This window comes from Actinoplanes sp. NPDC049681 (assembly GCF_044465265.1).
Lineage (GTDB): Bacteria > Actinomycetota > Actinomycetes > Mycobacteriales > Micromonosporaceae > Actinoplanes.
The window spans coordinates 272,199-293,627 of sequence record NZ_JBITLP010000007.1 but is presented as its reverse complement, the minus strand read 5'-3'; the positions used below and the strand labels follow the sequence as shown (position 1 = coordinate 293,627).

Annotated in this window: 18 protein-coding genes; 4 read left to right on the top strand and 14 right to left on the bottom strand. The window is 71.5% G+C overall.

The genetic code is table 11. The features are described 5' to 3' along the window. Nucleotides 1-60: 60 nt before the first annotated feature. From ACIBO8_RS26395 to ACIBO8_RS26380, 4 genes are all read right to left on the bottom strand, one after another. Nucleotides 61-1,371, bottom strand: coding sequence for an NAD(P)/FAD-dependent oxidoreductase (locus tag ACIBO8_RS26395; protein ID WP_396117978.1), 1,311 nt, complete (start codon nucleotides 1,369-1,371; stop codon nucleotides 61-63). Then, nucleotides 1,368-2,429, bottom strand: a complete 1,062-nt coding sequence (locus tag ACIBO8_RS26390) for a glucose 1-dehydrogenase (protein ID WP_396117977.1) — start codon at nucleotides 2,427-2,429, stop codon at nucleotides 1,368-1,370. Before ACIBO8_RS26390 ends, ACIBO8_RS26395 begins: the two co-directional genes overlap by 4 nt. Then, nucleotides 2,429-4,234 carry a glycoside hydrolase family 15 protein gene (locus tag ACIBO8_RS26385; RefSeq protein ID WP_396117976.1) on the bottom strand — a complete coding sequence of 602 codons (1,806 nt, stop codon included), beginning with the start codon at nucleotides 4,232-4,234 and terminating at the stop codon, nucleotides 2,429-2,431. Before ACIBO8_RS26385 ends, ACIBO8_RS26390 begins: the two co-directional genes overlap by 1 nt. Nucleotides 4,235-4,322: 88 nt before the next feature. Next, the gene (locus ACIBO8_RS26380) at nucleotides 4,323-4,733 is read right to left on the bottom strand and encodes a hypothetical protein (RefSeq protein WP_396117975.1); all 411 of its coding nucleotides are present in this window, start codon (nucleotides 4,731-4,733) and stop codon (nucleotides 4,323-4,325) included. Nucleotides 4,734-4,909: 176 nt separating this feature from the next. On the opposite strand from ACIBO8_RS26380, the gene ACIBO8_RS26375 reads away from it, so the two are divergent. Next, nucleotides 4,910-6,832 carry a hypothetical protein gene (locus ACIBO8_RS26375; protein ID WP_396117974.1) on the top strand — a complete coding sequence of 641 codons (1,923 nt, stop codon included), beginning with the start codon at nucleotides 4,910-4,912 and terminating at the stop codon, nucleotides 6,830-6,832. Between the two features lie 37 nt (nucleotides 6,833-6,869). Here the strand turns inward: ACIBO8_RS26375 and ACIBO8_RS26370 are convergent, their stop codons facing one another. Further along, nucleotides 6,870-7,898: a CHRD domain-containing protein gene (locus ACIBO8_RS26370; RefSeq protein ID WP_396117973.1), complete on the bottom strand. Its 1,029-nt coding sequence runs from the start codon at nucleotides 7,896-7,898 to the stop codon at nucleotides 6,870-6,872. A 169-nt stretch (nucleotides 7,899-8,067) separates the two neighbouring features. Between ACIBO8_RS26370 and ACIBO8_RS26365 the strand changes: the two genes are divergently transcribed. Then, the gene (locus tag ACIBO8_RS26365) at nucleotides 8,068-8,571 is read left to right on the top strand and encodes a hypothetical protein (RefSeq protein ID WP_396117972.1); all 504 of its coding nucleotides are present in this window, start codon (nucleotides 8,068-8,070) and stop codon (nucleotides 8,569-8,571) included. A gap of 51 nt (nucleotides 8,572-8,622) precedes the next feature. On the opposite strand, the gene ACIBO8_RS26360 is transcribed toward ACIBO8_RS26365, so the two are convergent. Beyond that, nucleotides 8,623-9,666 (bottom strand): NAD(P)-dependent alcohol dehydrogenase, encoded by a 1,044-nt coding sequence (locus ACIBO8_RS26360; RefSeq protein ID WP_396118220.1) that lies wholly within the window; start codon nucleotides 9,664-9,666, stop codon nucleotides 8,623-8,625. A gap of 72 nt (nucleotides 9,667-9,738) precedes the next feature. Continuing rightward, nucleotides 9,739-10,980 carry a multidrug effflux MFS transporter gene (locus tag ACIBO8_RS26355; protein WP_396117971.1) on the bottom strand — a complete coding sequence of 414 codons (1,242 nt, stop codon included), beginning with the start codon at nucleotides 10,978-10,980 and terminating at the stop codon, nucleotides 9,739-9,741. Between the two features lie 101 nt (nucleotides 10,981-11,081). Here ACIBO8_RS26355 and ACIBO8_RS26350 point away from each other — a divergent pair, with 101 nt between their 5' ends. Continuing rightward, nucleotides 11,082-11,969, top strand: a complete 888-nt coding sequence (locus ACIBO8_RS26350; protein ID WP_396117970.1) for a helix-turn-helix transcriptional regulator — start codon at nucleotides 11,082-11,084, stop codon at nucleotides 11,967-11,969. Here the strand turns inward: ACIBO8_RS26350 and ACIBO8_RS26345 are convergent. From ACIBO8_RS26345 to ACIBO8_RS26330, 4 genes are all read right to left on the bottom strand, one after another. Continuing rightward, nucleotides 11,966-12,745: a MerR family transcriptional regulator gene (locus tag ACIBO8_RS26345; protein ID WP_396117969.1), complete on the bottom strand. Its 780-nt coding sequence runs from the start codon at nucleotides 12,743-12,745 to the stop codon at nucleotides 11,966-11,968. The two genes, ACIBO8_RS26350 and ACIBO8_RS26345, sit on opposite strands and share 4 nt — an antisense overlap. Nucleotides 12,746-12,747: 2 nt before the next feature. Then, nucleotides 12,748-13,506 (bottom strand): ABC transporter permease, encoded by a 759-nt coding sequence (locus tag ACIBO8_RS26340; protein ID WP_396117968.1) that lies wholly within the window; start codon nucleotides 13,504-13,506, stop codon nucleotides 12,748-12,750. Further along, complete coding sequence (locus tag ACIBO8_RS26335) at nucleotides 13,503-14,282, bottom strand: ABC transporter ATP-binding protein (RefSeq protein WP_396118219.1); 780 nt, start codon at nucleotides 14,280-14,282, stop codon at nucleotides 13,503-13,505. Before ACIBO8_RS26335 ends, ACIBO8_RS26340 begins: the two co-directional genes overlap by 4 nt. 119 nt (nucleotides 14,283-14,401) lie before the next feature. Further along, nucleotides 14,402-15,274, bottom strand: a complete 873-nt coding sequence (locus tag ACIBO8_RS26330) for a glutamate ABC transporter substrate-binding protein (protein ID WP_396117967.1) — start codon at nucleotides 15,272-15,274, stop codon at nucleotides 14,402-14,404. A 505-nt stretch (nucleotides 15,275-15,779) separates the two neighbouring features. Here ACIBO8_RS26330 and ACIBO8_RS26325 point away from each other — a divergent pair. Then, nucleotides 15,780-16,802 carry an LPXTG cell wall anchor domain-containing protein gene (locus tag ACIBO8_RS26325; protein ID WP_396117966.1) on the top strand — a complete coding sequence of 341 codons (1,023 nt, stop codon included), beginning with the start codon at nucleotides 15,780-15,782 and terminating at the stop codon, nucleotides 16,800-16,802. A gap of 5 nt (nucleotides 16,803-16,807) precedes the next feature. Here the strand turns inward: ACIBO8_RS26325 and ACIBO8_RS26320 are convergent, their stop codons facing one another. The 3 genes from ACIBO8_RS26320 to ACIBO8_RS26310 all read right to left on the bottom strand — a co-directional run bounded on the left by ACIBO8_RS26320 (nucleotide 16,808) and on the right by ACIBO8_RS26310 (nucleotide 21,400). Continuing rightward, the gene (locus tag ACIBO8_RS26320) at nucleotides 16,808-17,377 is read right to left on the bottom strand and encodes a TetR/AcrR family transcriptional regulator (protein WP_396117965.1); all 570 of its coding nucleotides are present in this window, start codon (nucleotides 17,375-17,377) and stop codon (nucleotides 16,808-16,810) included. Beyond that, nucleotides 17,370-18,203: an alpha/beta fold hydrolase gene (locus tag ACIBO8_RS26315; RefSeq protein ID WP_396117964.1), complete on the bottom strand. Its 834-nt coding sequence runs from the start codon at nucleotides 18,201-18,203 to the stop codon at nucleotides 17,370-17,372. The genes ACIBO8_RS26320 and ACIBO8_RS26315 overlap by 8 nt, the downstream gene beginning before the upstream one ends. 95 nt (nucleotides 18,204-18,298) lie before the next feature. Next, nucleotides 18,299-21,400 carry a hypothetical protein gene (locus ACIBO8_RS26310; RefSeq protein WP_396117963.1) on the bottom strand — a complete coding sequence of 1,034 codons (3,102 nt, stop codon included), beginning with the start codon at nucleotides 21,398-21,400 and terminating at the stop codon, nucleotides 18,299-18,301. Nucleotides 21,401-21,429 lie beyond the last annotated feature (29 nt).

Here is a 21,429-nt window from a genome sequence, read left to right as displayed (position 1 = left end):
GCGAAAGCAGGCCGTTCCGCCGACGAGGCTGCGCCGCGGCCAGGCAGCCCGGCGTCTCCGTCACCCGGTAGCTTCCGTCAGGATGAGTTGCTGACGGCGCCTGCGAGTGCCCAGCGCCCAGCCCCAGGTGGCAAGTACGGCCGCGCGGTTGGCCCAGCCGACGAGGAATCCGAGGTGGACGCCCGCCCAGGCCGCCTTGCCCAGCGGGCCGTGCAGGCGCAGCCCGCGGATGTCCGCAACGGCATCGAAGGGGCTGATGGTGGCCATGATGCCGAGATCGCGGTAGCGGAACGGCCCCGGGTGCGGACGGTGGCCCAGCCGGTGCTTGATGAGCTCGGCGACGTAGCGGCCCTGCTGGATGGCGGGTTCGGCGATGCCGGGCAGGTCGTGGACGTTGGCGATGTCACCGATGGCGAACACGTCCGGGTGCCCGGGAAGAGCGCAGTCGTCGCCGACGACGACGCGGCCCTTGTGGTCGGTCGCGGCGTTCGTGGCGGCAGCGAGCCGGGCTGCCAACGGTACGGGTTTGACGCCGGCCGCCCACACCACGGTCCGGGCGCTGATCCGCCGCGAGCCGTCGTGGCTGTCCGCGGGTGCGACCGTCAGCCCCGTGTCGTCGACGGCGGTGGCGGTGTGGCCGAGCACGATCTCGATACCGAGCCTGCGCAGCTGCCGCTGGGTGTGCCGGCGCAGCTGCTGCGGGAACGGCGCGAGGACGTGGTGACCGGCGTCGACCACGACGATGCGCAGGTGGGTGGGGTCGAGGTCGTGGAACTCGCGGCGCAGGGTACGCCGCGCCAGGGCGGCGAGCTGTCCGGCGAGTTCGACGCCCGTGGGGCCGGCGCCGACGACGGCGAAGGTGAGCCACTCCCGGCGCGTGCCGGGGTCGGGAGCGGCGGCCGCGGCTTCGAAGGCGTGCAGCAGCCGGCTGCGCAGGCCGATCGCCTGGTAAAGGGTCTTCATTCCGGGCGCGGCGGCCGCCCAGTCGTCGTGGCCGAAGTAGTTGTCGGTAGTGCCGGCGGCGATGACGAGGTAGTCGTACGGCACCGCGCGGTCGGCGCCGTCCGCGGTGTCGGCCCGCACGGTCCTGGTCGCGGGGTCGACGGCGGTGACCTCGCCCAGCAGCACGCTGGTGTTGGCCTGATCGGCGAGGATCTGCCGCAGGGGCGGGGCGATGTCGCCGGGCGGCAGCAGGGCCGTGGCCACCTGGTAGAGCAGGGGCTGGAACAGGTGGTGGTTGACCCGGTCGATCACGACGACGTCCGCGCGGGCGTGGCGCAGCCCGCGGGCGACCCGCAGGCCGCCGAAGCCGCCGCCGACGATCACGACGCGCGGTCGGCCGCGCGACGGGGCGAACAGATCGCCGGTCATGAGGAGGTCCCGTCGAGGGTGATGACGACCTTGACGTCCTCGGGGCCGGCGGTGAACGCGTCAGCGGCCTGTTCCAGCGGGACCCGGCGGGTGACGAGGCGCCCGAGCCATTCGATGTCGGCCTTGGCGAGCGCCTCGGCAGCGGCGGCGTAGTGGCCGAGGTTGGCGTTGACCGAGCCGATGACGACGTCGTTCTCGAGCACGATGTCGCGGTTGAGCCCGCCCGCGTCCACCGGCAGGGTGTGCCCGGCGGAGGAGACGCCGGTCAGGCAGACGATGCCGTACGGGGCGGTGTTGGCCATCGCGGCGAAGATGACCGGGCCGGCCCCGGTGGCTTCGATGACCACGTCGGGGCGCAGTTTCGCCGCGACCTCGTCGACGCCGTCGCTGTGGTACGTCGCGCCGACGTCGGCCACGAGGCGCGGCTTGGGACCGTCGGTGACCCTGTCCAGCACGTGCACGTCCAGGCCGCGCTGGACGCCGAGCAGCGCGGCGAGCAGCCCGATGGGGCCGGCGCCGGTGACCAGTGCGGTCCTCGGTGCGAACCAGGCACGCGCGCCCACGGCGTCGACCTCGGCCCAGGCCTTGGCGACCACGGAGGTCGGTTCCATCAGCATCCCGACGTCGGCGAGGCCCGGGTCGATCTTCACCGCGTAGCCGGTCTCGACGGTCCAGGCCTGGCTCGCGTAGCCGTCGAGCTCCTTGATGCCGCGCTCGGTGTAGCGGCCGTTGCGGCACATGTCGAACTGGCCGTGCGCGCAGGCCCCGCACGGAACGGGGTCGGGACGCCGTACCACGCCGACGACCAGGTCGCCGGGCGAGAAGTCGCTGCCCGGCGGGGCGGTGCGGACGCGGCCGAGGGATTCGTGGCCGATCACGAGCCGGTCCCGTCCGGGCGGCGCCCAGCCGTAGTCCCCGTTGGCGATCTCCTTGTCGGTGCCGCAGACGCCGACGGCGAGGCCGTCGACCAGCAGTTCGCCGTCGCCGGGCTGCGGATCCGGGACGTCGGTGACGGACAGGGAGCCGGCTTGCAGGGGGATCACGGTCAGGGCACGCATCAGTGCTCACCTCCGTTGACAGTGGTTTCGCGGGCGGGCCGCGAAGAGGACAGGTGGCGGGCGGCGTTGACCAGCCCGACGTGGCTGAATGCCTGCGGGGTGTTGCCCATCTGCCGGCCGGTGGCCGGGTCGTACTCCTCGCTGAGCAGCCCGAGGTCGTTGCGCAGGCCGAGCAGTTTCTCGAACACCTCGACGGCCTCGGCTTCGCGGCCGATGCCGAACAAGGCGTCGGCCAGCCAGAACGTGCAGGTGATGAAGGCGCCCTCGCGGCCGGGCAAGCCGTCGACGCCGCCGTCGGCCGTGGGGTCGTAGCGGAGCAGGAAGCCGTCGGTGCACAGCTCCCGCTGGATCGCGTCCACGGTGCCGGCCACCCGCGGGTCGTGCCAGGGCAGGAATCCCACCCGCGGGATCAGCAGCAGTGCCGCGTCCAGGCCGCGGGCGCCGTAGAACTGGGTGAACGTCGTGCGGTCCGGGTCGTAGCCGCGTTCGCACACCTCGGCGTGGATCCGGTCGCGGGTGGCACGCCACCGGTCGACCGGTCCCGGCAGTCCGAACCGGTCGACGGCCTGCACGGCCCGGTCCAGGCCGGCCCAGGCCATGACCTTGGAGTGCACGAAGTGCCGGCGGTCGCCGCGTACCTCCCACAGGCCGTTGTCCGGGTCGTCCCAGTGCCCTTCCAGGTAGTCCAGCAGGGCCGCCTGCAGGTCCCACGCCTCGTCATCGGGGTGCAGGCCCGCGGCCCGGGCCTCGTGCAGCCCGTCGAGGACCTCGCCCCACACGTCGAGCTGGAACTGCCCGGACGCGGCGTTGCCCACCCGTACGGGCGTGGCCTGCTCGTAGCCCGGCAACCAGTCCAGGGTGTACTCCGGCAGCCGGCGGGTGCCGTCGATGCCGTACATGATCTGCAGATCCGCCGGGTCGCCGGCCGCCGCCCGCAGCAACCATTCGCGCCACGCCTTGGCTTCGGCGACGAAGCCCGTCCCGAGCAGGGCCTGGAGGGTGAAGGTGGCGTCGCGCAGCCAGCAGAAGCGGTAGTCCCAGTTGCGGGGCCCGCCCCACTGCTCCGGCAGCGAGGTGGTCGCGGCCGCGAGGATCCCGCCGGTCGGGGTGTACGTCAGCGCTTTCAACGTCAGCAGCGAGCGGCGCACCGGCTCCTGCCAGCGCCCCTCATAGCGGAAGCGGCTCATCCACGACGCCCAGAAGGACTCGGTCTCCGCCAGCGCCTTCTCCGCGTCCACCGTCTTCGGCACGGATTCGTGTGACGGCCGGTACGTCAGCACGAACGGCACCCGGTCCCCCGGGCCCACCGAGAACTCGGCGTAGGTGGTGAAATCCTCACCGCTCAGGGCCACCGGAGTGTGCAGCCACGCCGCATCGGGGCCCGCCACCGCGGCGAGCTGACCGTCGCGGTGCCGCACCCAGGGCACGACACGGCCGTAGTCGAAGCGCAGCCGCAGAGCCATCCGCATCGGCACCCGGCCGCTGACGCCCTCGACCACGCGAACGACATCGGCCGCCTCGCCTCGCGGTGGCATCGTGTCGATCAACCGCACCGTACCGTCGGGCGTGTCCCATTCCGTCTCCAGGATGAGCGAATCGCCGCGGTAGCGGCGCCGGCTGCACCGTCCCCCGGACTCCGGCGCCAGGCGCCAGAAACCGTTGCGCTCGTCGCCCAGCAGCGCGGCGAAGCACGCGGGCGCGTCGAAGCGCGGCAAGCACAGCCAGTCGACCGATCCGTCGCTGCCGACCAGGGCCGCGGTGTGCAGGTCCCCGAGCAGTCCGTACTCCTCGATCCGTAACGCCATGGACAGCTGCGTTACCCGTGCCCTGGACACCTATGCATCGGGCATGCATCGGGTACCGCCGAATTCGGCGGTACCCGACGAGGAGGTATCAGTACGGCAGGTTGGCGTCGGTGTAGATGTGCAGGTTGACCAGTGTGTTCGTGGCGTTGTTGTTGGTCGCGCAGACCGCGTAGCTCCCGGAACCGGCGAAGGTGCCGAGTGAGGTACGCCCCTCGTACGCGAAGCCGGCGATCGTGCCGGTCGGGGTGCCGTACACCAGGCCGCCGTTGCGGGTGACCTTGAACCTGGCGCCGGACCCGGTGGCCTGACCGTCGGCGCGGACCTGATAGGTCGCGGTGTCGCTGGCCGTGAGGCAGTGCTGTTCCCCCGGGCGAAGCGTGCCGCTCCACCCTTGGGCGGAGGCGAACGCCGCGTGGGGTGCGACGGCCATGGCGAGCCCGGCGATGCCGGCGGCGAACGCGGTACGTCCGGCGTGGCGGGTGAGAGAGCTGCGGTTCATGGTGATCTCCTTGGAGTAGCTGGGCCTTACTGACGCCGCTGACGCTATGGCCGCCGGATTTCCGGAAGACAGACCGTTCCGCGCCCGATCCGCGCCCACTTTCCGCTCACCCCGTCCACTCCCCGGCGGTCGGGATTTCGACAGACGGCCGGCCGGGAAGGGACGAGACTCAGGTCATGAGCACGCGGTTCGCCGACCGGGTGGCCAGCGCGCGCCGCCGGGACTTCGTCGGCCGCGCGGCCGAGCTCGCCGCGTTCGCGCAGCTGCTGACCGGCGAGGGCGGCGCGCTGGTCTGGGTCTCGGGCCCCGGCGGCGTGGGCAAGACCTCGCTGCTCCACCAGTTCGCGGGTCTCGCCGAGCGCGCCGGCCGCACGGTGGTGTGGCTGGACGAGCGCGTGCCCGACGGCGACCACCTCGTGGTGCTGGCCGACGAGGCGGTCGAGACGGAGCTGCTGGCGGCGCTGCCGGCCGACGCCGTGGTCGCCGTGGCGAGCCGGGCCGGGCCCCCGGTGCAATACCGCACCGACCCGGGCTGGTCGAGCGTGCTGCACCCGATGCCCCTGGTCAACCTCGATCCGGTGGAGAGCGCGCTGCTGCTCACCCGGCGCGGCGTACCCGCCGCGGCGCACGCCGACGCGATGGCCTTCACCCACGGTCATCCTTTGGCGCTGGCCCTCATCGCGGATGTACGGGCTCAGCGCCGGGAAGCCGCCGCACCGGCCGGGGGCCCCGAGGTCGTGGCGACGCTGCTGGCCGCGCTCCTCGACGCGGTGCCGAGCCCCGCCCACCGGCTGGCCCTCGACGCGGTGTCGCAGGTCGCCGGGACGACCGAACCGCTGCTCGCCGAACTGCTGGACCTGCCGGACGCGCACGAGCTGTTCGAGTGGCTGCGCGGGCTGTCGGTGATGACGGCGAGCAGCCACGGCCTGGTCCTGCACGATCTCGCCCGCGAGGTGCTCGCCCGTGACCTGCGCTGGCGGCACCCGGAGCTGCACGCCACGATCCACCAGCGGGCCGGCGGCTACTACCGGCGCCGGTTCGCCGGCGCGGGTCCCGACGAGCAGCGCCGGATCCTGCTGGACTTCGCCTTCCTGCACCGCGACAACCCGGTGATCGGAGCGTTCCTGCAACAGCGTCCGAGCGGCGACCTCCGGGTGGTGACCGCGGGCCCGCGCCGGTGGCCGGCGCTTCGCGAATGGGTACGCCGTCACGAGGGCACCACCTCGGCGGACCTTTTCGACCACTGGTGTCGCAACCAGCCGGAAGCCGTGCACGCGGTGGTCGACGCGGAGGACACGGCGGTGGGCCTGGCGGTGCTCCCGACGCTGCACGCGCCCGACCCGCGCGACCCGGCGGCCGCCGCGGCGTGGCGGCGCGCCGCACCCGCCGCGGGCGAAGCGGTCTCGCTGCTGCGGTTCTGGCTCGACGCCGAGGCGTACCAGCAACCGTCCCCGGTGCAGGCGCTCATCTCGTTGCACGCCGTCCGCCACTACCTGGTCACGCCGGGCCTCGCCTACTCGCTGATCTACCACGCCGATCCGGAGCTGTGGGCCCCGATGTGCGAGTACGTCGGCTTCACCCGGGTCGAGGACGCGGACTTCGTCGTCGACGACCGCCGGTACGCCGGCTTCGGCCACGACTGGCGCGGCATGCCGCGGCTGGCCTGGCTGAGCATGCTGGCCTCCCGGGAGACCTCTGCGGAGACGGCTGCACCCGAACCGTCGACGGCATCCGGCCCGCTGGACCGGGCCGCCTTCACCGCCGCGGTCCGCGCGGCCCTGCGGGAATGGGGGCGGCTCGACCGCCTGGCGACCAGCCCGCTGCTGTCCGGCCGGCTCCTCGCGCGCGTCTCCGGCGGCCGTACGGCCGAAGCACTGCGTACCGTCGTCGAGGAGGCCGCGGCGACGCTGGCCGACTCGCCCCGGGACCGGTCGGCCTATCGCGCCTTGCACCACACGTATCTGCAACCGGCCGGGACGCAGCAGGCGGCCGCCGATCTGTTGCGCCTGCCGATGAGCACGTACCGCCGCCACCTCGCCGCGGGGGTGGACCGGCTGACCGAGATCCTCTGGCAGTGGGAGTCCACGGCCGAGCCCTGACCGCCGGCCCTGCGAGTTCGCAGGGCCGGCGACCGATTCAGCGACGGAACAGCTGCCCGCGGACCGCACCGCCGGGGAAGTCGGCGGTGTGCAGGTTGGCGTAGAAGGCGCTCGGCTGGTGCTTGATGTGCCGGACGATCACCGGGTCCACGCCGGTCGCGCGCCCCGAGACCGCGATGACCGTGCTGGGCATCGGGGTCGTGAACAGCGGGACGACCACGTCGCCGTTGACGCCGGCCCGGCCCTTGTGGATGTGGCCCAGGGTGGGCCGGATGCCGACCCAGGCGAAGGAGTAGCCGACGCTGGTGGCCCCGTACGGCTGGACGAAGGAGACCGCCCGGCCGGTCGGGTCGCCGACCGCGGGGCCCCCGCGCGTCGGCACCTCCTGGTCACCGGAGAGGAACGCCTTCAGCGTGCCGCCGTGCAGCAGCCCGAGCACGTCGGCGCGGCCGCGGAGGCTGTGCAGTTGCCCCCGCACCGCGCCGCCGGGGAACTCGGCCGTGTGCAGGTTCAGGTAGAAGCCGTCCGGCCGGGTACGGAGCGCGTCGGCGATCGCCGGGTCGCTCACCGTGGTGACGCCGGCGGCCGCGGTGACCGTCTTCGGCATCGCCGTGGTGAACAACGGGACCTTCACGTCGCCGTTGACGCCGCTCCTGCCCTGGTGGATGTGACCGAGCGTCGGCGCTCCGATGTGCTTCCACGAGAACGCGAAGGTGACGCGGTTGCCCTGGACCCGTACCAGGCCGGTGGCCCGGCCGTCCTTGTCCCCGACCGCGGGTCCACCGGCCACCGGCACCTCGTTGCCGCCGCGCAGGGCCGCCACGAAGTACCGCGGACGCTGGCGCGAGCGGCGTACCCCGGAGGCCAGGTCCTGGGTGGACGGCGACGCCGCGGCGGGCGCCGTGTGGTCCATGCCGGCCATCGCGGAATGGTCCATGCCGGCCATCGCGGTCGAGCCGGGGGCGGTGGACCCGCCCGTGGCGGCGGACGCCGGAACGGCCGCCGGGCCCAGCACGAGGCCGGCGATACCGAGCGCGAGCGCGGTGACGGTGACGGGCAGTTTCATGAGTTCTCCAAGAATTCGACGGCGTTTCCGGGCAGCACACGCGTCGTCGTCCCGAACGGTTCAGGGGAATTCACCGGAACATGAGCTGGATCACAAACGACGTCCGTACCTGAACCGCTTTCCCCGCGGCAGCCGTTCGGGCCACGTCACCATCGAGAGAGGAAACGTCATGCGCCGGAATACGGGAACCACCATCGCTCTGATTCTCTGTGGAGCGGTCCTCGTTGCGGGGACGGCGGCGTGCACCGGCGGTTCGGCGAAGAACGCACCGAAGTGGAACGCGGCCCCGGTCAGCGAGCAGGCCGGCCGGCCCACCGGCATTCAGGTCCAGAATTCCGCGGTGGGACCCATTCTCGCCGACCAGAACGGCCGTACCCTTTACGCGTTCACCAATGACAAGAACGGTACGAGCAGCTGCACCGGAACCTGCATCGCGACATGGCCCGCGCTGACCAGCGAAAAGGCGGTCGCCGCCGCGAGCGGTGCGAACGCGGCCCTGCTCACCACGATCTCCCGGGCCGAAGGCGCCGCCCAGGCCGTGTACGGAGGCTGGCCGCTGTACTACTACGCGGGCGACCTCGGCGCGGGTGACATCGACGGGCAGGGCGTGGACGGGGCATGGTTCGCGGTCGGCGCCGACGGCAAACTGATCAAGTCCGATCCGGCGGGCTGAGAACCCACGAAAAGGGCCGGCCCGGCGGGCCGGCCCTTTTCGTGAACGGATTCAGCGCAGGCTGTCGACGTCGATGACGAACCGGTAGCGGACGTCGGACTTGAGGACCCGCTCGTACGCCTCGTTCACCGCGTCGGCGCCGATGACCTCGACCTCGGGCGCGATGCCGCGTTCGGCGCAGAAGTCGAGCATCTCCTGGGTCTCGGCGATGCCGCCGATGCTCGAGCCGGCGAAGGACCGCCGGTTGCCGAACAGGGCGAACACCGGCACCGGCAGCGGCTGCGGCGGGGCGCCGACGCTGACCAGCGTGCCGTCCAGGCGCAGCAGGCCGAGGTACGCGGCCATGTCGATCGGGGCGCTCACGGTGTTGATGATCAGGTCGAAGCCGTTCCGGAGCGCCTCGAAGGTGGCGGGGTCGCTGGTGGCGTGATAGTCCCGGGCGCCGAACGCGAGCCCGTCGTCCTTCTTGCCCAGCGTCTGCGACAGCACGGTGACCTCCGCACCCATGGCAGCGGCGATCTTGACGGCCATGTGGCCGAGGCCACCCATGCCGACCACGGCGACCTTCGTGCCGGGTCCGGCTTTCCAGTGCGACAGCGGCGAGTACGTGGTGATACCCGCGCAGAGCAGAGGCGCCGCCTTCTCGTACGGGATGGAGACGGGCACCCGCAGCACGAAGTCCTCGTCGACGACGACGTGCGTGGAGTAGCCGCCCTGCGTGATCGTGCCGTCGGCGTCGACGCTCGCGTACGTCCCGGTGTTGCCGTTGAGACAGTACTGCTCCTGGCCGGCCTTGCAGTTGTCGCACTCGCGGCACGAGTTGACCATGCACCCGACGCCGACCCGGTCGCCGACCGCGTGCTTGCTCACCTCGGCGCCGACCTCGGTGACCTGCCCGACGATCTCGTGGCCGACGGTCAGCGGGTACGGCACCTCGCCCCACTCCCCCCGCACGGTGTGGATGTCGGAGTGGCAGATCCCGGCGTAACGAATTTCGATGAGAACATCCCGCGGCCCCAGATCACGCCGCTGAATCGTGGTGCGCACGAGCGGATCGGTGGCAGAAGTGGCGGCGATGGCGTTGACGGTAAGAATGACGTACTCCTCTTCAGCGTTTGATGGACGGTTCACGGGCGCGGCAGCGTTGGTCTTCGCAATACCCCTTCCTCACGCTCGGTAACGCGGGACCCGCGCGACGACGAGCAGGCCGATCATCGACAGTGCGGCCCCGCCGGTCATGAGCAGCGCCATCGGCAGGGCGGTCCGCTCGCCGCCCAGGCCGGCGATCGGAGCGATCGTTCCCGCCGCGAGCCACTGGACGAAGCCGAGCATCGCCGATCCCGTACCCGGATGCTGCGGCACCTCGGCGGAGGCCAGCGCACCGGCGTTGGGCCCGATGACGCCCTGCGCGGTCATCATCACCAGGAAGCAGATCATCGCGAGCAGGACCGGCGTGCCGCACCACACCGCGCCTGCGACCATCGCCACACCCGCCGCCAGCGCCGCTACCTGCCTGGTCAGGATGACCGTACGAGTGGCGACCCGCCCCGCCAGCCGGGCGGCGACCAGCGCGGCCACGGTCATCCCGGCGGCGTTGGCGGCGAAGTCGATCGAGTACGCGACCGGCGACATCCCGTTCATGGACTGCAGCACGAACGCCGAAGTGGCCACGTACGCGAACAGCGCCCCCATCGCCGAACCACTGACCAGCAGGTATCCCACGTAACCACGACTTGCCAGCACCTGCCGCCCGGCCACGGCGAACGTGCGCAGGCCGCCGCCGTGCCGGCGCTCCCTGGGCAAGGACTCCGGAACCGCGAGCACCGTGGCGAGAGTCATCGCCGCACCCATGGCCGCGACCACCCAGAACGACAGCCGCCAGTGCGACAACTGGAGAATGGCGGCGCCCAGCAGCGGGCCCACGATCGGCGCGATGCCGCCGACCCCGGCGATCACGTTCAGTACGCGGACCAGCCGGGCCCCGGTCGCCAGGTCCACGATCACCGCCCGGCCGATGACCATCGCCCAGCCACCGGCGAAGCCCTGCACGAACCGGGCCGCCATCATGACGCCGATCGACGCGGTTCCCGCGCACACGATCGAAGCACCGCTCATCAGCACGAGCGCGGCGATCAGCAGCCGGCGCCGGCCGTACCGGTCGGAGACCGGGCCGCCGACCAACTGCCCCAGCGCCATGCCGACGAAGAACGTGGTCAGCGTCACCTGCACCTGGGTAGCCGTCGCCGACAGGTCACCGGCCACGCGCGGGAACGCCGGCACGTACATGTCGGTGGCCAGCGGCGCGATCGCCGTCACGAGGATGACGGTCGCGATCAGGGTGCCGGTGAGCCCCGCCCGCCGACGGGCGGCGCGGTCCGGTGGCGCCTGCTCGGCGAGGACTGCGGTCATACGTCGAGCACACCGGACCGGCACACCGCGGAGAAGTCACGGACGATGGGTGTACCAGTAGTACATCCCAGTTCGCGGCCGCCCGTCGTACCGTCGAGGACGTGAACAACCGAGCCGAGGTACGCGATTTCCTCACCTCGCGCCGCGCCAAGATCACGCCGGAGCGTGCCGGGATTCCCACCGCCGGGCAGCGCCGCGTTCCCGGGTTGCGCCGCAGCGAGGTCGCGGCCCTGGCGGGGATGAGCGTCGAGTATTACGCCAAGCTCGAACGCGGCCAGCTGGCCGGCGTCTCCGCCGGCGTCCTCGAGGCGATCGCCCGCGCGCTGCAGCTCGACGATGCCGAGCGCGCCCACCTGATGCGCCTGGCCCAGGAGGCCAACGGCAGCAACGCGCTGCTGCGCCCGAGCCGCCGGCCCCGGCAGTGGACCGTACGCCCCAGCCTGCAATGGTCCCTGGACGCCATCACCGCGCCGGCGATCGTGGTGAACGGCCGCCAGGATCTGCTCGCCGCGAACCTGCTGGGCCGGGCCATGTACAGCGACATGTACGCCGACCCGTCGCGGCCGCCGAACTTCGGCCGGTTCACCTTCCTCGACAGCGCCGCCCGCCGGTTCTTCCCCGACTGGAACCTGTTCGCCGACATGACCGTCGCCAACCTGCGGACGGCCGCGGGCGTCGACCCGCACGACAAGGGCCTGCACGACCTGGTCGGCGAGCTGTCCACCCGCAGCGACGACTTCCGCCGCCGCTGGGGCGCGCACAACGTGCGCATCCACGGCACCGGCGTCAAGAACTTCCACCACGGCGTGGTCGGCGACCTCGACCTCGCGTACGAAAGTACGGCCCTGATCGCCGAGCCGGGACTGGTGCTGACCATCTACGCCGCCGAGCCCGGCTCCCCCACCGCGCACGCCCTCTCCCTGCTCGCCTCCTGGGCCGCCACCAGCGACACCGATACTCTCCGCGCGTCGTCGGTGAGGCAGCCCTAGCCGGGTGGGTCCGCCAGCCGTTCCAGCCGGGTCCAGCTGCCCCAGCCCCGCTCGCGCATCAGCTCCCGCAGCCGCCGTGCCCGTGGGTCGGACTCGTCGGCCAGGGCGTCGAGCAGGTCGAACGGCAGCTCGTCCTGCGTCTCCTCGGGCCGCATCACCGCGCCCGCGGCATAGGCCTCCCCGGCCAGGGCGGCCATGATGTCGGCGGCTTCCGCCAGCAGCGGTTCGTGGGCCGAGTCGCTGCCGAGGATCTCCGACAGGATCCGGTAGAGCCGCACGACCCGCGGATCCGCGAGCTGGGTGAGCTTGTCCGGTATCCACTCGCTGATGCGGTCGGGCCAGCGGGCCGCGATGAGGATCCACCCGTCCCGCTCGGCCTGCACCATCCGCTCCGACACCCCGATCTCCCGGAGCCGGTCGAGATAGGCGATCGCCGCCGCGGGAAGCGCCGCGCTGTCGCCCGCGGTGAGCTGGGCGATCTGCTTACGGCTGGCCTCCAGCCGCTGGATCTCCTCGGATATCCGCCGGTCGATCACGTCGATCGCCGCGTCGAACGCCGCCGGGTCGGCGGCGAGCATCGGACCGATCCGGGACAGCGGCACGCCGGCGTCGGCGAGGGTGCGGATCTTGATGAGGGCCACGACGGCCGTCGCGCCGTACCGTCGATATCCCGAGGCATCGCGTTCCGGTTCCGGCAGCAGCCCGACCTGGTGGTAGTGCCGCACGGCCCGCACCGTGACGCCGGCGTAAGCCGCCAGTTGACCGATCGTCAGCATGCTCACGACCTTCGCCGGTAGGTCATGGTGGCGAGCAGGTACGCGACCGCGAGGATGCCGACGCACCAGGCCAGAGCGGTCCAGATGTCCGCGCCGACCGGCTGCCGGGCGAACAGGTCCCGGATCGCGTCGACGATCGAGGTCACCGGCTGATTCTCCGCGAAAGCCCGCACCGGGCCGGGCATCGACGCGGTCGGCACGAAGGCCGAGCTGATGAACGGCAGGAAGACCAGCGGATAGGAGAACGCGCTCGCACCGTCCACGGACTTGGCGGTGAGGCCCGGAATCACGGCGATCCAGGTGAGGGCCAGCGTGAACAGCACCAGAATGCCGCCCACGGCCAGCCACGCCGGCAAGCCGGCGCCCGAGCGGAAACCCATCACCAGGGCGACGAGGACGACCACCACGAGCGAGATCACGTTGGCGACCACCGAGGTCAGGACGTGCGCCCACAGCACGGCGGGCCGGGCGATCGGCATGGATCGGAACCGCTCGAAAATACCGCCCCGCAGATCCAGGAACAGCCGGTAAGCGGTGTACGAGATACCCGATGCGATCGTGATGAGCAGAATTCCGGGCAGCAGATAATTCACGTACGAATCGGTACCCGTCTCGATCGCGCCCCCGAAGACGTACACGAACAGCAGCATGAACGCGATCGGCATCACCGCAGTGGTGATGATGGTGTCCGGGCTGCGCAGGATGTGCCGCAGGGAACGACCCAGCAGCACGGCGGTGTCGCCGACGACATGCCTGTTCATCGTTCTCCCCCGGTCGTCCGGGCACCGACGAGTGCGAGGAAGACGTCCTCCAGGGTCGGCTGCTTCTCGACGTACTCCACCTTGGCCGGCGGGAGGAGTTGCTTGAGCTCGCCCAGTGTGCCGTCGACGACGATCCGGCCCTCGTGCAGGATGGCGATCCGGTCGGCGAGCTGCTCCGCCTCGTCCAGATACTGGGTCGTCAGCAGCACCGTCGTACCGCCGGCGGCGAGTTCCTTGACGGCCTGCCACACCTCGAGGCGCGCCTCCGGGTCCAGACCGGTCGTCGGCTCGTCGAGGAAGATCACCGGCGGATCCCCGATGAGGCTCATCGCGATGTCCAGCCGCCGGCGCATGCCACCGGAGTACGTCGCCACCCGCCGGGCCCCCGCCTCGGTCAGCGAGAACCGCTTCAGCAGGCCATCGGCGATGGCGCGGGGATTCTTCAGGTGCCGCAACCGGGCGATCAGGACGAGATTTTCCCGCCCGGTGAGGACCTCGTCGACCGCCGCGAACTGCCCGGTGAGACTGACGGACTCCCGCACGTCGGCGGCCTGTGAGGCGACATCGAAGCCGTTCACCCGGGCGGCTCCGGCATCGGCCCGGAGCAGGGTGGCCAGAATCCGTACCAGGGTGGTCTTGCCCGCCCCGTTGGAGCCGAGCAGGGCGAAGATACTGCCCCGCGCCACCTCGAAGTCCACGCCGCGCAGCACGTCGAGGTCCTTGAACGATTTCGTCAGGCCTTGCACTCGGATCGGGATATTCATGGCAGCCAGCATGGAGGGTTGACGCAGCGTCAGGGTCAAGCCCTTCGCCTCAGGTCTTGAAGCGGCGGGCGAGGGCTCCATGCCGCCGATACCTCACACGCCGCGTGGCAGCGGATCAGCAGCTTGCCAGCTCAGTAGCGGTCGATCTCGGGGATCAGCGGGTCGTTCGGGTCGTACTTGCCGGCGGTGACCTTCCACGCCTTCATGTACGAGCCGTCGTGGAACGCCTCCTCGAGCGTGTCGTTGATGAAGTTCCGGAAGTCCTTGTCGCCCTTCTTCACGCCGATGCCGTACGGCTCCTCCGTGAAGGCGCTCCCGACCAGCGCGAACTGGTCCGGGTTGGTGGCGACGAAGCCGGTGAGGATGACGTTGTCCGTGGTGACCGCGTCGATCTTCCCGGCCTTGAGGGCCTCCACGCACTTGTCGTAGCTGTCGAAGAGCTCGAGCTGCTTCGCCTTGTTCTTCAGGTACTTCTCGATGTTGGCCGCCGGCGTCGAGTTGGTCACCGAGCAGACCTTCTTCGTGCCGTCCTTGAAGGAGTCCGGGCCGGTGACGTCGGTGTTGTCGCTCTTCACCATGAGCGTCTGGCCCGCGACGTAGTAGGGGCCGGCGAAGTCGACGACCTCTTTGCGCTTGTCGTTGATGGTGTACGTCGCCACGACCATGTCGACCTTGCCCTGCTGGAGCACCTGCTCGCGGATCGTCGACGGCGTCTCGGTGTATTCGATCGCGTAGTAGGGGATGCCCAGCTTCTTCGCGATGATCTTCGCGATCTCGACGTCGAAGCCCTTCGGCAGGCCGCCGGGCCCTTCGAGGCCGAAGCCCGGCTGGTCGAACTTCGTGCCGACCCGGATCTTGTGGGCCTCGACGAGCCGCTGCATGGTGGACCCGGCCGGGAAGCCCTGACCCTCGCCGGTGGAGCCGGTATCGTTCCCGCCGCACGCCGCCGAGGTCATCGCCAGGACCAGTACGCCGGCCGCCGCGGTCAATCGGGTGAAACGCATCTTCATGCTCCTCGTGCTGATACGGCGATCCGGCCCATCTCGTGGGTTCCACGACCATGGTCATTCCCCCGTGGGCGAGCCACGTCGTGATGTCGGGCAGCCCGCCGACCATCTCCGGGCCGAGCCCGCCGCTCCTTGGCCTCGCTGCGCCGAGCGGCGAAGGCACCGGCCGGAGGACGCTTCGGGCGCATGGATCTCCGTCCCGGGGATGGGTCAGCAGAGCGTATTCCCCAGGTCGGCGCCTCGCGTCCGCGTTTCGGCGATCCCATCGCCCCGATGATCTCCTGGTCAGCGGCGAACGGTCACCCGTCGGTTACCCGGAGGGCCATCTCCGGTCACCCAGCGGGCCACCTCAGGTTTACCACCCGGCCCATCGGCCGCCCATGGGAACGCTTATCACAAATAGCGCTATTCGGACTAAACGGTCCCACCGGTACGTCGTCACGGGGTCGAAAGTCGCGAAGCTCTGCGCTACCGTCCGTCCATCTCGAACAGAGGAGGGAACATGGCCAGGTACCTCCGGCGTGGTCTGGCGGCGGCCTGCGCAGCGATGGCGGGCTTCGTGTTCCTCCCGGGGCCGGCAGCGGCCGCACCGCCTCCTTCCCAGGTCGACCAGCGTCTGTTCCTCTACAACGAGAACGGCCAGGCGCCCGTGGCACCGGGCGGCAGCGTCACGTTCGTCATGACCGCGACCGGCGTCCCCGAGAAGGTGCCGCAACACCTCACCGTCGTGCTGGAGCTGCCGGAAGGCGTCACCTTCCGCTCCGCCGGCAACGAGCATGCCGCGGGCCCCTGCGTGCCGGACGACACCGAGCGCAAGGTCACCTGCACCACCGCCGCTCCGGTGGCCGACGCGGGCTGGCGCGTCACCACCGACTTCGCCGAGGATCTGCCGCTCGGCCGGTACGTCACCGCCGAAGCCAGGCTGACCACGGAGATTCCGGATCCCGAGCAGTCCAACAACGTCTCCTCCACCGACGTGTTCGTCACGACGAGCGGGGACATGTCCGTCACGATCAGCGCCCCGCCCGGGCCGTGGCAGGTCGGCTCGTCGTTCGACGCGAGGATCAGCGTGCACAACTCCGGGCCGTACCGCTCCCCTGCGGACATGCGTTCGGTCGTGTCTCCCTACAGCCTGAGCTACACCGGGTGGCCGGAGGGCTGCGTCGCCGACCCCGGCCTGATGTATTGCACGATTCCCGTGGTCGAGGCCGGGGACACGTACAGCTTCACCGTCCGTTTCAAGGTCACGGAGTTCGACGAGGAGCCGATCACCTTGAGCCCGGAGATCACTCCCCTTGCTCCGGACACCGATCCCGCCAACAACAAGGCCACGTACCGGGCGGACATCACCAAGCCGTCGCCCTCCCCCTCGCCGACCCACACCGGCGGCGGCAGCGGCACCGGTGGGGGCGAGCCCGGCCTGCCGATCACCGGCGCGCCCGCCTGGTCGCTCGCCCTGTTCGGGTTGGGCCTGCTCATCGCCGGTGCGGGTGCCCTCTTCGTGGCCCGCCGGCGCGGCGCCTGACCCCGTCAGCCGTCGCCGGCCTCGGGCCCGCGCCGCAGGAAAGCGGCAACGGTCTCGCGCAGGTCGGGCCGGGGTGCCCTGATGGCGTTCTCGATGGCGGCGATGTGCACCGCCATCGCGATCAGCAGCGAAGCGGCGGCCGCGGGCGGTTGCCAGCCCAGCAGGATGAGGTCCGGCTCGGCGACGGCGGTGAAGGCCGCGTTACGGGCCTCGACCTCGGGCGTGAGCGCGCCGTCGTGGCGTGCCTGGAACAGCAGGGCGCGGGCCTCCGGGGAGGCCAGGCACCCGTCCAGGTAGGCCGTCAAGCCGGCGGTCAGGCGCGGCAGCCCGGGGCTCAGGTCACGGACCGCGTCCATCACGGCGGCCTGCAGCTCGTCGTGGAAGCGACGATGCAGGGCGACCAGAAACGCACCGCGGTCCTTCCAGTGCTGGTAGAAGGCCCCTTTGCTCATGCCGGCCCGCGCCACCACCGCGTTGACGCTCATCCCGGCAAGGCTCGGACCGCCGGGGTCACCGAGGAGGGCGGCGCCGGCATCGAGGAGGGCGCGGCGTCCGGGTTCCGCGGGCCTAGCCATTTCCGTACGCCCCCTCGAGGAAAGGGACGACTGCGGCGAGCCAACGCTCCGGCACCTCGGCGTGCGGCAAGTGCCCCGACCAGAACCTGGCCACGGCGGCATGCGGCAGGAGTCCGGCGGCGCGCCGCCCGTCGCTGTACCAGGGCACCACGGGGTCGAGGCGCCCCCACGTGAGGAGCACCGGGACGGTGATGGCACCCGCACGGCCGCGCAGATCGTGGGCCGGGTCGAGGAATGACCGCCACACCGCGCTGTGCACCGCCGACCGGCAGGGACTGGTGCGAACCGACCGCGCTCGCCGTGACGCGGCCCGGCCCGCTGCGGTGCGCCGTACCGTATATGCCGCAGCCAGCGGTCCGGCCAGCCGGCCGCCCACGGAGGGGGAACCCATCCCCCGCACGACCATCCGGGTGGGACCGGTCAGGCGGGTGAAGCCGCCGGGAGCCACCAGCACCATGGCGGCGACGCGCTGGGGCCTGGTCAGCGCCTGGCACAGCGCGGCATACCCGCCGACGCTGTGACCGACGAGCACGACCTTCCGCCCGCCCTGATCGCTGATCTCAGCGATGTGGTCCAGAACCTCGTCCAGCACGGCGGCGAGCTCGGGCGCGCCCACCATGGCCCCTGCGGTGCAGGGCGAGCGGCCGTAGCCGGGCCAGTCGACCCGCACCACCGTGTGCCGCTGCGCCAAGGGGCCGACCACGGCGTCCCAGTCACGCGCATCGCCCGGATTGCCGTGCAGGAGCACGAGGACCGGCCCGCTGCCGGTCGCCGCGTACGCCACCTCGCCGAGAGATGTCGGGAACAGCCCTGTCCGCTCGGTCATGGCGGCAGTATAGGCACATTGACAGACCGACTGGTCGGTCATAGCCTTCGGTGCGCCTGCGGCTCGGCCGGCACACGGGGGCCGGCCGGGCAGGGCTACCAGTACATGATCTGGTCGGTGCGGGAAGGGATCCTTCCGGGGTTGTACGGCAGCAGGCGAATGATCTGCTGCGCCCGGGAGGAGTCCATCCAGGCCAGCACGAATCGCGCCTTCTTGGCCCAGTCCCGGTGGCTGAGGACTCCCGCGACCACCGCCGGAGTGGCGGTCTCCAACACCGAGATCGCGTACGCCGCCTCGTACTCCGACGTGCGGTTCAGGAGCTGCTTCCCCACGAACCGCAGAATGACAGGGTGCTCGGTCAGCCGGTCGAACCACACGAACTCCCGGAGAACGGCGTATTTCTGCACCGGCTCGAACCCGTGGAACACCTTCGCGAGCCACTCGTAACCGGGGTTGATGGCGAGCAGGATCACCGCGATGTTGTGCGGGCTGAATGCCTGGAGCCGCGCCCTCGCCTCGTCGGGTTCCAGACCGGAGATCTCGTCGGCGTACTGCCGCGCATCCCGCTCACCTCCCGGGGGCACCGGGGGTTCCCGTCGCTTCTGCAGCGGCGGTGTGTGCGCCGGGGGATTCTGCGGTGGGGAACCCGCCGGCCGCCGTTGCCGGGCAGTCCTGCGCAGCGCGTCGGCCTCGTCGCGGCGCCCGGACGCGTCGAGGAGGTCGGCGCCGATGGACTCGGCGTCGACGAGCAGCCGCGTCTTGACGGCGGCGGCCTCCTGGCCCGACCGCACCACCTCGATCGCCGCGCCGAGGGCGAGCAGGGCGTCGTCGTACCGGCGGCCCGCATCCCGGCAGATGCGGCCGAAATCGATCAGCGCCTGGGCGAAGCCCGTGCTGTAACGCCCGCCGTTGATGCCGCGGAGGCGCCGGAAGATCGAGACCGCCTTCTCCTGCGCGCCGATCGCGTCCGCCCACCGCCCGAGCCCGGCCAGGACCGACGCCTCGGTGCCGAGCGCTCCGGCCAGGTCCTCGTCGAAGGCGACATTCCGCCCGGCCAGCTGCTCGAGAATCCGGACCGCCGCCGACGCCGCCGCGGCCGCCCCGTTCAGCTGCCGCAGCGACCGCAAAGTACGCGCCCGGCCGAGCAGCGCGGCCGCGAAATCCGGCTCGAGCCACGTGCCCGCCTCGCCCGCGACCTCGCCGAGCAGCCGGGCCGCGTCCTCGATCGCCTCCAGGGAGTCGCGATACCGGTCCCGCTCGCGGAACTGTTCGGCCTGCTGCACGAGCACACGCGCGAGCATCAGCCGATGCCGCCGATTCGCGGCCACCAGGCGCCGGAGCTGCACGATCGCCCGGTGGCGGACCGCCAGGGACTCGCCGAAGCCCTCGTGCCAGAGCGCGAGACTCAGATCGGTCAGGCATCGGGCGATCTCGTCGGCCGGGGGCTGGACGCGGGCGCCGTGGTTGTTCCAGAGCCCGACCGCCTCGCCGAGCGCCGCGGCGGCCGCCGCCCAGTTCTCGGCCTGGACGTGTGCGCGGCCGAGCAGGCGCAACGCCCGTTCCAGCTCGGTGGGATGCTCCTCCACGCTCAGCAGCCGGGCGGTCGCGACGGCCGCGGTGAGCAGCCCGACGCCGTCCGCGATCCGTCCGGAGTTGATCAGACGCCAGCCGCGCTTCAGGAGCGCGGCGACGGCGCGTACCGGATCATCCGTCGGACGCGGGAGCTCGTCCGCCAGTCGCTCGCCGAGTGCCGCGATGCCGGCGTGCAGATCCGCCGGCGGGTCGACCGGCAGGACGGACTCGATCGCCGCCAGGATCTCCGGCGGCATCCACCGCGCCGCGGCGAGGGCCGACAAGGTGGGCGAGCCGGCCTGAACGGCGAGCTCGGGCCGCTCCCGCAGCAGGGGCAGGAGCTGGCTCTCCGGAAGATGCGGCCAGCGTCGGGCACCGTCGATCAGCAGCGGCAGCACCGTGGCCGGACTTCCCCCGCCGCGATCCAGCAACGCCCTCGGCGCCCCGGCGGCCCACGGGTCGGACCGGAATCCGCCGATCCGGTGGCCCGGCGTCTGCAGTCCCACGAAGTCCTCGGCGAGACGGTCGGGGTAGAGGGGCTCCAGCACGGTCGTCGGATCGTGCGGCGGGTAGCACATCGCGTGGTCGTCGAGCACCCGTCCCGCGGTGGCGACGCTGTCCGCCACGCCGGCCGCCTTCAGCGCCACGACCGCCGCCTCGTAGTCGAGCGACCGGGTCAGCGCGGCGACGTGGACCGCCCGGCCCATGACCTGCGGGGTGGACTCGACGCGGCGGTCGTTGTCGTACATCGACTGCCAGTGACTGCGCTCGCGGGAGAGAAGGTACGCCGACAATTCGCCGGGATCCGACGGCGGCGTGTCACCGACCCGCACGGCCAGGACGTGAGCGAGGGCGGCCATGTGGATGGTCAGGATCGAACCCTTGAGATCAGGCGTCGGGCCTTCGGGTACGGCTACCCGCAACGCCTCCGCGAAACAGGCGCGGGCCACTCCGAACGCGTTCTGCGAGTCGCTGCGGGTGGCGCCGAGCGCGGCCAGTTCGACACTGACCGCGTCGACGCCCAGATCCTGGGAGAGCCGGTGGGTCAGGGCGTGCCACCAGTTGCCGACCGGCCGGGCCAGCAGCAGCACCCGCAGGGCCCGGCTGTTGTGCAGCCGCCGATCGACGAGCAGGGCGAGCAGATCGGACAGCGGCCAGCGTTCGGCGTAGTCCACCACCACCAGCATCGGGCTCGCCGTGACGACCGAGGTGCCGGGGTGCACGTCGATGGGGCGGACCGCGATGTCGCGGCTGTGGCGGGCACGCAACGTGACCCACCCGGCCGCGGCGGAGAGCTCGGCGAACCGGTGGGACAGGCGGGTCTTGCCCTGACCGGCACCGCCGTGCATGAGGCGTACGGCCACCGGCGCCGGGTCGTCCCGCCAGGCCTCCAGCTCGGCGATCTCCCGCTTGCGGCCGGTGAAGCGCACCACGCGGTTCGCGGGGTTCAGCAGCCGGCTGGGCTGCTCGTCGGTCGGCGGCGCAACCGCGCCGAACGACAGCTCGTCGATGAGGTGCGTGCCGATCCGCTGGTGGACATCGACCCGGCCGCCGGCCTGCGCGGCGATGACGGTCGCGTTGTCGTACGCGAGGTTGATCTGACGGGATGGAACGCTGCCCGTCATTCCGGCCGCCCTCGATGCCGTGCCACGAC

Bases quoted from the DNA above. Each gene is read 5' to 3' on its own strand.
- ACIBO8_RS26330 (WP_396117967.1), bottom strand. From the start codon at position 15,274: ATGCGTTTCACCCGATTGACCGCGGCGGCCGGCGTACTGGTCCTGGCG.
- ACIBO8_RS26365 (WP_396117972.1), top strand. From the start codon at position 8,068: ATGCGCCGGAATACGGGAACCACCATCGCTCTGATTCTCTGTGGAGCG.
- ACIBO8_RS26390 (WP_396117977.1), bottom strand. From the start codon at position 2,429: ATGCGTGCCCTGACCGTGATCCCCCTGCAAGCCGGCTCCCTGTCCGTC.
- ACIBO8_RS26340 (WP_396117968.1), bottom strand. From the start codon at position 13,506: ATGAACAGGCATGTCGTCGGCGACACCGCCGTGCTGCTGGGTCGTTCC.
- ACIBO8_RS26315 (WP_396117964.1), bottom strand. From the start codon at position 18,203: ATGACCGAGCGGACAGGGCTGTTCCCGACATCTCTCGGCGAGGTGGCG.
- ACIBO8_RS26345 (WP_396117969.1), bottom strand. From the start codon at position 12,745: ATGCTGACGATCGGTCAACTGGCGGCTTACGCCGGCGTCACGGTGCGG.
- ACIBO8_RS26355 (WP_396117971.1), bottom strand. From the start codon at position 10,980: ATGACCGCAGTCCTCGCCGAGCAGGCGCCACCGGACCGCGCCGCCCGT.
- ACIBO8_RS26335 (WP_396118219.1), bottom strand. From the start codon at position 14,282: ATGCTGGCTGCCATGAATATCCCGATCCGAGTGCAAGGCCTGACGAAA.
- ACIBO8_RS26310 (WP_396117963.1), bottom strand. From the start codon at position 21,400: ATGACGGGCAGCGTTCCATCCCGTCAGATCAACCTCGCGTACGACAAC.
- ACIBO8_RS26385 (WP_396117976.1), bottom strand. From the start codon at position 4,234: ATGGCGTTACGGATCGAGGAGTACGGACTGCTCGGGGACCTGCACACC.
- ACIBO8_RS26320 (WP_396117965.1), bottom strand. From the start codon at position 17,377: ATGGCTAGGCCCGCGGAACCCGGACGCCGCGCCCTCCTCGATGCCGGC.
- ACIBO8_RS26325 (WP_396117966.1), top strand. From the start codon at position 15,780: ATGGCCAGGTACCTCCGGCGTGGTCTGGCGGCGGCCTGCGCAGCGATG.
- ACIBO8_RS26380 (WP_396117975.1), bottom strand. From the start codon at position 4,733: ATGAACCGCAGCTCTCTCACCCGCCACGCCGGACGTACCGCGTTCGCC.
- ACIBO8_RS26395 (WP_396117978.1), bottom strand. From the start codon at position 1,371: ATGACCGGCGATCTGTTCGCCCCGTCGCGCGGCCGACCGCGCGTCGTG.
- ACIBO8_RS26375 (WP_396117974.1), top strand. From the start codon at position 4,910: ATGAGCACGCGGTTCGCCGACCGGGTGGCCAGCGCGCGCCGCCGGGAC.
- ACIBO8_RS26370 (WP_396117973.1), bottom strand. From the start codon at position 7,898: ATGAAACTGCCCGTCACCGTCACCGCGCTCGCGCTCGGTATCGCCGGC.